Origin of the sequence: Azospirillum sp. TSH100 (assembly GCF_004923295.1) — a bacterium.
Lineage (GTDB): Bacteria > Pseudomonadota > Alphaproteobacteria > Azospirillales > Azospirillaceae > Azospirillum.
The window spans coordinates 172,501-183,737 of record NZ_CP039639.1 but is presented as its reverse complement, the minus strand read 5'-3'; the positions used below and the strand labels follow the sequence as shown (position 1 = coordinate 183,737).

10 protein-coding genes and 2 rRNA genes (1 of these 12 running past the window's edge) are annotated in these 11,237 nt (G+C 65.5%); 8 read left to right on the top strand and 4 right to left on the bottom strand.

Annotated features, from left to right (window positions below):
* The first annotated feature begins 8 nt into the window (after positions 1-8).
* The 8 genes from motA to E6C72_RS28785 all read left to right on the top strand — a co-directional run bounded on the left by motA (position 9) and on the right by E6C72_RS28785 (position 7,966).
* A complete protein-coding gene (gene motA, locus E6C72_RS28820; RefSeq protein ID WP_109443842.1) occupies positions 9-896 on the top strand; it encodes a flagellar motor stator protein MotA in 888 nt (295 codons plus the stop codon).
* A gap of 6 nt (positions 897-902) precedes the next feature.
* Positions 903-1,919 carry a flagellar motor protein MotB gene (locus tag E6C72_RS28815; protein ID WP_109443841.1) on the top strand — a complete coding sequence of 339 codons (1,017 nt, stop codon included), beginning with the start codon at positions 903-905 and terminating at the stop codon, positions 1,917-1,919.
* A gap of 192 nt (positions 1,920-2,111) precedes the next feature.
* The gene (locus E6C72_RS28810) at positions 2,112-3,356 is read left to right on the top strand and encodes a flagellar hook protein FlgE (protein ID WP_109443840.1); all 1,245 of its coding nucleotides are present in this window, start codon (positions 2,112-2,114) and stop codon (positions 3,354-3,356) included.
* 25 nt (positions 3,357-3,381) lie between these two features.
* A complete protein-coding gene (flgK, locus tag E6C72_RS28805) occupies positions 3,382-4,779 on the top strand; it encodes a flagellar hook-associated protein FlgK (protein WP_109443839.1) in 1,398 nt (465 codons plus the stop codon).
* 5 nt (positions 4,780-4,784) lie between these two features.
* The gene (locus tag E6C72_RS28800) at positions 4,785-5,888 is read left to right on the top strand and encodes a flagellin (protein WP_109443838.1); all 1,104 of its coding nucleotides are present in this window, start codon (positions 4,785-4,787) and stop codon (positions 5,886-5,888) included.
* An 11-nt stretch (positions 5,889-5,899) separates the two neighbouring features.
* The gene (locus E6C72_RS28795) at positions 5,900-7,078 is read left to right on the top strand and encodes a flagellar basal body P-ring protein FlgI (RefSeq protein ID WP_109443837.1); all 1,179 of its coding nucleotides are present in this window, start codon (positions 5,900-5,902) and stop codon (positions 7,076-7,078) included.
* A 29-nt stretch (positions 7,079-7,107) separates the two neighbouring features.
* Positions 7,108-7,452, top strand: coding sequence for a rod-binding protein (locus E6C72_RS28790; protein WP_109443836.1), 345 nt, complete (start codon positions 7,108-7,110; stop codon positions 7,450-7,452).
* Positions 7,379-7,966, top strand: a complete 588-nt coding sequence (locus tag E6C72_RS28785; protein ID WP_247882184.1) for a flagellar protein FlgN — start codon at positions 7,379-7,381, stop codon at positions 7,964-7,966. The genes E6C72_RS28790 and E6C72_RS28785 overlap by 74 nt, the downstream gene beginning before the upstream one ends.
* A 3-nt stretch (positions 7,967-7,969) precedes the next feature.
* Here the strand turns inward: E6C72_RS28785 and E6C72_RS28780 are convergent, their stop codons facing one another.
* The 4 genes from E6C72_RS28780 to E6C72_RS28765 form a co-directional block, all read right to left on the bottom strand.
* A complete protein-coding gene (locus E6C72_RS28780) occupies positions 7,970-8,509 on the bottom strand; it encodes a hypothetical protein (RefSeq protein ID WP_109443834.1) in 540 nt (179 codons plus the stop codon).
* Positions 8,510-8,611: 102 nt separating this feature from the next.
* Positions 8,612-9,553, bottom strand: a complete 942-nt coding sequence (locus tag E6C72_RS28775; protein ID WP_109443833.1) for a hypothetical protein — start codon at positions 9,551-9,553, stop codon at positions 8,612-8,614.
* A 241-nt stretch (positions 9,554-9,794) separates the two neighbouring features.
* Positions 9,795-9,910 (bottom strand): 5S ribosomal RNA (rrf, locus tag E6C72_RS28770).
* A gap of 148 nt (positions 9,911-10,058) precedes the next feature.
* Positions 10,059-11,237: ribosomal RNA gene (locus tag E6C72_RS28765) — 23S ribosomal RNA — on the bottom strand (it continues 1,567 nt past the right edge of the window).

Here is an 11,237-nt window from a genome sequence, read left to right as displayed (position 1 = left end):
AAGAAAACATGCGCTTGATGTTCGGGTTGATCGCGGTGTTCGCCAGCGTCCTCGGCGGCTTCTATGCCATGGGCGGGCGGATGGCGGTGCTGTGGCAGCCGGTGGAGATCGTCATCATCATCGGCGCCGGCATCGGCGGCTTCGCCATCGCCAACAGCCCGGCGGTGCTGCGCGAGACGCTGCGCGCCGTCGGCGCCATCGCCCGCGGCCGGGCGACGCCCAAGAACGACTATCTCGACATGATCGCGCTGGTCTATGGCCTGCTGCGCGTCGCCAAATCCAAGGGCATGTCGCAGATCGAGGCGGACATCGACAAGCCGGCCGAGAGCCCACTGTTCACACAGTATCCCAACGTTTTGCGCTATGACCGCTGCATCACCTTCCTGTGCGATTACCTGCGCCTGGTCGCTCTCGGTCAGGACAACCCGCACGATCTGGAATCGCTGATGGCGGAGGAGCTGGACACGCTGGGCCGCGAGCTGAACCAGGTGCCCAAGGCGTTGCAGAACCTCGCCGACGCGCTGCCGGCGCTGGGCATCGTCGCCGCGGTGCTGGGCGTCATCAACGCCATGGGCGCCATCAGCGAGGCGCCGGAGGTGCTGGGCCGGATGATCGGCGGAGCGCTGACCGGCACCTTCCTCGGCGTGCTGCTGTCCTACGGCATGGTGGGCCCGATCGCCAGCGCCGCCCGCCAGCGCCGCGAATCGGAACTGAACATGTATTTCTGCATCAAGGCGGCGCTCTGCGCCTATCTCCGCGGCAGCCCACCGCAGGTCTGCGCCGAATATGCCCGCAAGGTGCTGTACACCGACATCCAGCCCAGTCTGGCCGAGGTGGAGGTCGCCACCGCGCTGTCGTCGCAGGCCAAGGGCCGCGACAGCCGTCAGGCGGCGTGACCGGCCATGCCGCGCAAGACCGCCCTCCCCCCGATCATCGTCAAGCGCCACCTCGGCGGCCATCTGGGCGGCCATGACGAGGAAGAGCACAACGGCACCTGGAAGCTGGCCTACGCCGACTTCGTGACGGCGATGATGACCTTCTTCCTGGTGATGTGGCTGATGAACATCACCACCACCGAACAACGCAAGGGGATCGCCGACTATTTCAACCCGGTCGCGGTGTCGCAGAGCAATTCCGGCGCCGACGGCATGCTGGCCGGCCGTTCGGTCGACAAGATGGGGTCGCTGACCACCCCGAACGCCGCCGGCGATCAGGCGAGCCCGGTCGCCTCCCCGCCCGTCGTCGCCTCGGTCGGCGACAGCGACCGCCAGCCGGCCGGTCGCAAGGATCCGATGCCCCATCCGCCCGGGGGCAATGTTCAGCCGGTGGATCTGCTGCGCCCCGCAACGGAGAGCGCGCCACCGACACCTGCGGCCGCAGCGCCAGCCCCCCAGGCCACCCGTGCGGAGCTGGAGGCGTTGCTCGACCGCCAGTCATCCGAACTGACGGAGAAGGTGGCGCTGGAGTCGCTGGAACGGGATCTCCGCCAGCGCATCGCCGCATCACCGGACCTGAACGCCCTGCAGGGCAGCCTTGTGATCCAGCAGATGCCGGAGGGCTTGCGTGTCCAGCTGACCGATCAGGCCCGCTTCTCGATGTTCAAGGTCGGGTCGGCCCAGATGAACGACCAGGGCCGCCGGCTGATGCGGATGGTGGCGTCGGCGCTGGCGTCGGTGCCGAATCCGATCGGCATCACCGGACACACGGATGCGCTGGGCTATGCGCCGGATGCAAAGTACGGCAATTGGGAACTGTCGAGCGACCGCGCCAACGCCGCCCGCCGCGAACTGATCGCCAGCGGCATTCCCGGCGCCCGCATCGTCCGGGTGGAGGGGCGTGCCGATCTGGACCATTTCGGGGCCAGCGATCCGCTCGATCCCAGCAACCGGCGGATCAGCATCACCTTGCTGCGGCGGTAGGGGTGAGGGTTTGGACATCAAAGCCTACACCCTTCAAAGAAAAACCCGGAACATTTTAACAAAACACATCCGCTTTTCCTTTAAAGCGCCTTTAAAACCCCTTCGCTACCGTTAACCCCGCCAGTCATCCGCGGAGAATCCCGGAACGCACAACTTCCCTTCCGTTCGACGGTTGACCAGAGGATTCCAAGGATGAGCCTGTACAGCGCCATGCGTTCCGGTGTCAGCGGCATGTCCGCGCAAAGCTCGCGCCTTGCCGCCATTTCGGACAACATCAGCAATTCCCAGACGGTCGGCTACAAACGCGCCACCGTGGATTTCTCGACCCTGGTCACCGCGCCCGGCAGCCGCAGCACCTACACCGCCAGCGGCGTGCAGTCCGCCACCCATTATCAGGTGCAGCAGGACGGCACGATCATGGGCACCGGTTCCGCCACCGACATGGCGATCAGCGGCAACGGCTTCTTCGTCGTCGGCAACAAGGCGTCAGGCACGCCGGAATATTCGCTGACCCGCGCCGGCAGCTTCCTGCCCGACGAAACCGGTTTTCTGCGCAACAATGCCGGCCAGTATCTGGAAGCCTGGAAGCTGAACCCCGACGGCACCATGCCGAACGTCAGCAAGTCACGCTTCGACGATCTGCAGTCCGTCAATGTCGGCAATCTCGTCTATGGCGGCAGCAAAACCACGCAGATGGATTTCTCCGGCAACCTGCCGGCCCAGGCCGCCAGCGGCGACACCTTCACCAGCAGCCCGACCTTCTATGACGGGCTGGGCAATCCGCTGGACCTGTCGCTGACCTGGACCAAGACCGCCACCCCCAACGAGTGGACGCTGACCGCCACCGGCCCCACCGGCTACACCGTGGCCGGCGCCCCGGCGACGCTGACCTTCGCGGCCACCGGCCCCTATGCCGGAAAGCCGGTGGACGGCGCCGGCCTGCCGCTGAACCCGATGCCGAGCCTCACCATCAACTCGCCGGCCACGCCGACCGCCGACAGCTTCACCATGTCGCTCGGCAACGTCACGCAACTGAACGGCGATTACGTGCCAACGGTGACCGGCGACGGCGCAAAGGTCGGGCAGGTCACCTCGGTCAACATCGACGACAGCGGCAAGCTGTGGGTGATGTACGACAACGGCGCCCGCCAGGCGCTGTACCAGATCCCGATCGCCACCGTCACCAACCCGGACGGTCTGGTCGCCCAGGACGGCAACACCTTCACGCTGGGGGCGGACACCGGAACCCTGACGCTGGGTGCGGGCAAGCAGGGCAGCGCCGGCAGCGTCGTCGGCAGCGCGCTGGAGCAGTCGAACGTCGACATCGCGACCGAACTGGTCTCGCTGATCGAGACGCAGCGCGCCTATTCGTCGAACGCCACCCTGGTGCGCACCACCGACGAGTTGGTCGAAGAGACCACCCGCCTGAAGCGTTGAGCCCAGCACAGACGGAGTCCCGGCCATGAGCGTCCAACTCGCCCTCACCGCCGCCCTGTCCGGCCTGCGCACGACGCAGCAGCAGGCGGCGATGGTGTCCCACAACCTCGCCAACGCCACCACTGCCGGCTATGTGCGCCGCGACCTCGACCTGACGGCGGTCAACACCGCCGGCCGCGGCGCCGGGGTGCGGGTGGACGCCGTCGCGCGCAAGGTGGACGAACTGCTGATCCGCGACGCGCGGTTCGAGACCAGCCGCTTCAGCGGACAGGAGGCGCGGGCCTCGGCGCTCGCCGACTATGCGCTGGTGCTGGGGCAGCCGCAGGACGAGAAGTCGGTCTCCACCCAGCTGTCGAAGCTGCAACAGGCCTTCGCCCGCCTGCACGACATGCCCAGCGACGACGCGGCGCGCAGCGCCGTGGTGTCGCAGGCAGCAGCGCTGGCCGGCGGCCTGAACCGCGCCGCCGAAGCCGCGCAGACCGTGCAGGACGATGCCAGGGACCGGCTCCAGACCTCCGTCGACGCGGTGAACACCTCGCTCCAGCGCATCAGCGACCTGAACGGAAAGATCGCGACGCTGGAAACGCGCGGCGGCGATGCCGGCGACCTGCGTGACCAGCGCGACCGCCTGCTCGATCAGGTGTCGCAGGAGATCGGCATCCGCACCTACAGCCGCGAGGACGGCCAGATGGTGGTGATGACCCGCAACGGCCAGACCCTGCTCGACCACCCGCTGACGCCGGGCGAACAGCCGCTGACCCTGCTGGGGGACGAGGTGATGGCCAACGGCGTCTCCCTGTCGGCCAAGCCGGACAGCGAAATCCAGAGCGGCCGCATCATGGGCTATGTCCAGACCATCAAGCAGGACATGCCCCGCGCCATGGCCCAGCTGGACGAGCTGGCCGCCGGTCTGGTCCAGGCCTTCCAGGGGGCGGAGACCGATCCGACCAAGCCCGGCCTGTTCACCGATGCCGGGGCGGCCTATGGCACCACTGCCGGGCTGGCCTCGCGCATCGCCGTCAACGACGTGGTGCGGACGGAAAGCTGGCGGGTGCAGAGCGGCGTGCAGGCGGCGGCTCCGCTGAAGCCGGGCGACCAGACACAGATCGACAGGTTCCAGGCCGTCTTCACCGGAACGCGCAGCTTCACCGCCACCGACATGCCGGCCACCGCGACGCTCGGCGGCTACGCCACCGCCATGGTGTCGGCGCAGCAGGGCTACCGCACCGGTGCGGAGTCGGAGATGAACGCGCGCAAGATCAGCGCCGACACGCTGGAGACGGCCCGCATCAACCGCGACGGCGTCAACATCGACGACGAGATGCAGAAGCTGCAGCTGATCGAGCAGAGCTACGGCGCCAGTGCCCAGGTGGTGCAGGTGGCCGGCCGCATGATCGACATCCTGTTGCAGATCAAGGGATAAGCACCATGCTGTACAATGCCCTGTCCACGCTGGGGATGAGCCGGACGCTGCAAAGCACGATGACCCGGCAGCAGATGGAGCTGACCCGGGCGAACGAGGAGGTGTCGACCGGCGTCCATGCCGACGTCGCCGCCACCATCGGCGCCAGCACCGGCCGCGACATCGCGCTGCGCAACCTGTTCGACCGCACCGACGAGTATGTGAAGACCACCGACCTGCTCGATGGCCGGATGAAGATGATGGACAGCGCGATGACCAGCATCCTCACCTCCGGCACCGATCTGCTGGCCGCCGCCGCCACCGGGCTGGGGCAGCAGTCGCCGACGGGCAGTTCGCTGCAAATCCGGGCGCGCGGCGTGCTGGATCAGGTGGTCGGGCTGCTGAACGCCTCGGCCGGAAACAGCTATCTGTTTGCCGGCACCGCCCTGGACCAGCCGCCGATGCGCAACGTCGACGGCGACAAGTCGGGCCTGCGGTCGCCGATGCAGATCATCCGGGACGCCATCCAGTCGGCGACCGGCGGCAGCGCCATGCCGACCACGGCGGCGGAGACCGCGGCGGTGGTCGCCCGGCTGGACGACCTGTTCGCCGTGCGCGACCCGGCGACGCCCGCCCCGGCCCCGTTGACCGACACCTTCGAGGGCGGCCTCTACACCGGCACCACGGCGATGCAGCCCGGCGGCACCGCGTCGCCGCGCGTCAGCGGCCAGCCGGCGGACGCCACCACCGTCGCCTATGGCGTGCAGGCCAACGACCCGATGGTGCGGGAGATGCTGGAGGGCATCTACATGCTGGCGGCGGTCGACACCTCGACGATGAACGTCGACGCCTATCCCGACTACATCAGGACGGCGGTGGACAAGCTGTCCGGCGGACTCGGCAAGCTGCGGGAAGCGACGGCGCAGCTCGGCATCCAGCGCGCCCAGGTCGCAACGCTGGCCGAACAGCACAAGACGCAGAAGTCGGTGCTCAGCCTGCAGATCGACAATCTGGAAGGCGTCGACCCCTACGAGGCCAGCACACGGATCACCCAGCTGCAGGCGCAGATCGACGCCACCGCCAGCGCCACCGCGCGCATCGCCAAGCTGCACCTGACCAACTACCTCTAGGCCGCATCACCATGAGCCCCGGCATCCAGGTCCCCGTTCCGCGCCGGCCGCGGCCCGCCATATGCCGTGCCGCAGTCCGCCGTTCCATGGCCCTGGCTGCCGGACTTCTGCTGGCGCTCGGCATGCTGTCGGCCGGCCCGTCGGCGGCGCAGACGCGGGTCAAGGATCTGGTCACCTTCGACGGGGTCCGCCGCAACCAGCTGGTCGGCTACGGTCTGGTGGTCGGTCTGAACGGCACCGGCGATCGCCTCATCAACACCCCCTTCACCGAACAGAGCCTGAAGGGAATGATGGAGCGGCTGGGCATCAACACCCGTGGCGAGACGCTGCGCACCCGCAACGCCGCGGCGGTGATGGTGACGGCCAGCCTGCCGCCCTTCCCGCGCCAGGGCACCACTGTCGACGTGACGGTTTCGGCGCTGGGCGACGCCACCAGTCTGCTGGGCGGCACGCTGGTGGTGACGCCGTTGCTGGGCGCCGATGGCGAGGCCTATGCCGTGGCACAGGGGCCGCTGTCGGTCAGCGGCTTCACCGCCGGCGGGGCGGCGGCGACGGTGACCAAGGGCGTGCCGACCACCGCCCGCATCGCAAATGGCGCCACGGTGGAGCGCGAGCTGAAATTCGCGCTGAACGACGTCGGCGCGGTGCGTATGGCCCTGCGCAATCCCGACTTCACCACGGCGATCCGCATCGCCGACGCGGTGAACGGCCGGCTCGGGTCCGGCAACGCCCGGGTGGTCGATCTGACCACGGTGGATGTTCGGATCACCGGATCCTATGTCGGCAATGTTTCCCGCCTGATCGGCGAGATCGAGCAGCTTGCGGTCCGCCCCGACGCCATTGCCCGCGTGGTGGTGGACGAGCGCAGCGGCACCATCGTCATCGGCGATGATGTGCGGGTCAGCCGCGTCGCCATCACCCAGGGCAACCTGACCGTCCGCGTGGTGGAGACGCCGCAGGTGTCGCAGCCGCAGCCCTTCAGCAACGGCTCCACCGTCGTGGTGCCGCGCACCGACGTGCAGGTTCAGGAGGGCAACGGCCGCCAGTTCGTGACCGTCGGCGGCAATGTCAGCCTGCAGCAGCTGGTCAACGGGCTGAACGCGTTGGGGGTGGGGCCGCGCGATATGGTCGCCATCCTCCAGGCCATCAAGGCCGCCGGCGCCCTTCACGCCGATCTGGAAATCATCTGACCCCCGGAAACCAGGATGGACAGACGACGATGGACATCGCCGCAACGACCCTCCGCAGCACAACCTCAACCGCATCTTCGACGCCGGCAATCCCCACCCCGGCCGCTGCCGACAAGGTGGCGACGGAGTTCGAGGCGATGCTGGTCGGCCAGCTGATGGAAAGCATGTTCGCGGGCATGCGCGAAAGCCCACTGTTCGGCGGCGGTGGTCCGGCGGAAAAGCCTTGGCGCAGCATGCTGTTGCAGGAATATGGCAAGGCCGTTGCCGAATCCGGCACGCTCGGCATCGGAAAGATGACCCATGACGAGATCGCCCGCCTCTATGCCGCCCAGGGAACGGCATCGGAAACTGCTCGGTCGGAGCCGCAGTCATGAGCGTCACTCTCAAGGACCTGATCCACGAATTCGCCCCGACAGCCGGCCGGACCAGGAGCAGGCCGAGGGGCTGGCCGCGCCCGATCCCGGTTATGACGGCGCCACCGCCCTGCTGGTGCGCGACTTTCTCGACGCGGTGGAGGCGCTGTCTGGCGTGTTGGAGGAGGAGTCCGCCTGTATTGCCGCCGGCATGCTCGACCGGCTGGAGGTCTTTGCACACCGCAAGGCGGCGATGGCCGAACAGCTGGAAAGCGCCGTTCTGCGCGCCCGCGACGAGGGGATCCGTCTGCCCGACGATCTGCGCACCATGACGCTGGAGCGGATCGACCGGCTGGAACGGGCGGTGTCGGTGAACGCCTCCGGCCTCGTTGCCCTGCGTAAGGCGGTACTGACGATCAACCGCAACCTGCTGATTGCGCTGGAGAAGGCATCGAGCGACGGCACCTATGCCCGCGACGGGCAGGCGCGGCGGCCGGTGGAACTCTCGGCGTCCGGCCTGAACGCGACGCTGTAACGCTTACCCGCGCTCCTTGACGCTGGCCAGCTCGCCGGCCTGCTCCAGCTTGATGATGCAGGCGACCAGCGCCCGCTGGAAGCCTCGGGCGTCGGCGGGCAGGGACACACCTGCGCCGGTCGGCCAGAACTCGACGAAGGCGAAGCTGCCCTCCTCCCCCGCGCCCGGCCATTCGAAGGCGACGCCCAGCCCGATCTCCTTCGTCGTCCGCCGGTGGTCGGTGACAAGGATCTGCGCTTCCCAATGCATGCCGCCGGCACCCTTGTCGGCCCGCTGCTGGCTCCAGCTCCGCAGATAGTCGCGGAAGGTCTCCGACTGGCGGTCGAGCCGCACATAGCTCGACCGGTCGGTCACCGTCTGCGCCAGTCGGGTGGTGTAGCGGGCCTTGGCAAGGGCGCGCGTCACCTCGGCGCACAACTCCTCGATCAGCGCGAGGCTGCGCCGCACCGTATCGGACAGCGCGGTGGCAAGCGCAGGACCGGTCAGTGCCGCTGCGGCGTGGTCCTTGCGGTAGATGTCGAAAAGATCGTCCGGTTCACCCATCGCCGCCCCCTTGCCGCCGTCATCCGACGGCCTCCGCCCCCTCTTATCCTTCGGCAGGGCGGCAGCTTGCAACCGGTTCGAGGCATAAGCCGTCCAATCCGCTCAGATGGAGTTCACGGACAGCGTATAGCTTCCGAACGTCGAGTCTTTCGACAAAACCCGGAAATTGAACACCGCGGTTTCCGGGGCAGTGAAAATCATCTTGGCGTCCAATCCGGTTCCGCCATTGTCATCGGATGCCACCATGGTGAAGGTGAGGGTGCCGCCGGATGTGATCCCCGAACCAGGGGGGCCGATCGGTGTTCCACCCACTCGGGTCAGATAGCCACCCTCGACATACGGATCTGCAAGCGTCCCTCCCCCGCTGGACTTGCCCCGCGCTTCGACCAGATATTTCTGGCCAGCCTGCATTCCGATGCCTGAATAGCTTGCGCCATTCTGATCGAAGAACCCCACGGTCTGGAAGTGGATCTCTTCGACCGGTGTCGGCGGGCGGCTTGGAGTCACATCGGGCGGACGGCTTTCGGTCGACGGTGTCTCCACCGTCTTGACCGTGGTCGCCCGATTTTCCCGCCAGCCTGTCGTGACATAATGCTGTAAGGCGGCATTCGCATCGGCCTTGAACGCGGCTGAAAGATCCTTGTTGGCTGTCAGATAGGCCGAAGCTTCGAACGACGTCAGCGAACGGTTTTCATTCGCCCCGAAATTGATGTAGTGCTGTGCGGCGGTTTGTGTGGTGAAACCGGCAGCCAGAAGATCGCGATTCGATGCCAGATATTCGGCGGCATTGAAGCTGATGCTGCGGTTCTCTTTCCATCCGCTCGTGATGTAATGTCGGAGAGCCGCCGACATATCGGTTTTGAACGCGTTGCGCAGATCGGCATTGGATGCAAGGTAGGCGGCACTGTCGAAGGTCGTCGGCCGCCCTTCCTTCTGACCGAAGGCCAGATAATGCTGCTCTGCGTCGGAGAGCGAGAAGCCGGCCTTGAGAAGGTCAGAGTTTCCAGCCAGATAGCTGCCGGTATCGAAATTGGCTAAACCCATGACACACCCAAAGATTGGACAACACCTGGAAGTTGCTTGATGCGTTCAAAAAATACAAGGCTGGTGCATTAAATTTCAAATCGCTTTGTCAGGTTGCGGCATTGAGCCGCCATCGTATCATCATGGACGATGAGCACCGGGCGAAACGCCAAACGCCCCGGCTTTTTGGGCCGGGGCGTTTTGGATAGCGGGTGACGATGCAAGGATGAGCTTTGTGTTGAGCGTCTCTTGAGGCTGAGTGACCTGGCGGCGACCTACTCTCCCACGTCTTAAGACGCAGTACCATTGGCGCGGAGGCTTTTCACGGCCGAGTTCGGGATGGGATCGGGTGTTTGACACCTCGCCATGACCACCAGGTCACCCAGGCTCAAGACCGACGCTGTTTTTCCGAAGCTTGTAGCTTGTTCAGTGCAAGTGAGGGAGGAGTATCGAACTGCGGCGCGTGCTGTCAAGCTGCTGTTTTGTGAGCAGGCTTGCTGCTGCGCATGGCGCGGTTTGTGGGGTCGAGATCAAGCCGATCGAGCGATTAGTAAGGCTTAGCTTCAGACATTGCTGCCCGTCCACATGCCTCCTATCGACGTGATGGTCTGTCACGGCTCTCAAGGGAGCTCTGGTTTAGAGGTGGGTTTCCCGCTTAGATGCTTTCAGCGGTTATCCCGTCCATACTTAGCTACCCGGCCATGCCACTGGCGTGACAACCGGTGCACCAGAGGTATGTCCATCCCGGTCCTCTCGTACTAGGGACAGATCCTCGCAAAACTCCGACACCCACGGCAGATAGGGACCGAACTGTCTCACGACGTTCTAAACCCAGCTCACGTACCACTTTAATCGGCGAACAGCCGAACCCTTGGGACCTGCTCCAGCCCCAGGATGTGATGAGCCGACATCGAGGTGCCAAACGACTCCGTCGATATGGACTCTTGGGAGTCATCAGCCTGTTATCCCCGGCGTACCTTTTATCCGTTGAGCGATGGCCCGTCCACGTGGAGCCACCGGATCACTATGGCCGACTTTCGTCTCTGCTCGACTTGTCAGTCTTGCAGTCAGGCGGGCTTATGCCATTGCACTCGACGAGCGATTTCCGACCGCTCTGAGCCCACCATCGCGCGCCTCCGTTACACTTTGGGAGGCGACCGCCCCAGTCAAACTACCCGCCATGCAGGGTCCCGGACCCGGATAACGGGCCACGGTTAGATGCCAGAGACTTCAAGGGTGGTATTTCAAGGTTGGCTCCACACGAGCTGGCGCCCATGCTTCCAAGCCTCCCACCTATCCTACACATGAAGTCCCTAGCACCACTGCAAAGCTGTAGTAAAGGTGCACGGGGTCTTTCCGTCTGACCGCGGGAACTCCGCATCTTCACGGAGAGTTCAATTTCGCTGAGTTGGTGTTGGAGACAGCGGGGAAGTCGTTACGCCATTCGTGCAGGTCGGAACTTACCCGACAAGGAATTTCGCTACCTTAGGACCGTTATAGTTACGGCCGCCGTTTACCGGGGCTTCAATTCAAGGCTTGCACCTCTCCTCTTAACCTTCCGGCACCGGGCAGGCGTCAGACCCTATACGTCGCCTTGTGTGGCTTCGCAGAGCCCTGTGTTTTTAGTAAACAGTCGCTACCCCCTGGTCTGTGCCCCCCGCCTGGACTTGCGTCCAAACGGGGCCCTCTTCTTCCGAAGTTACGA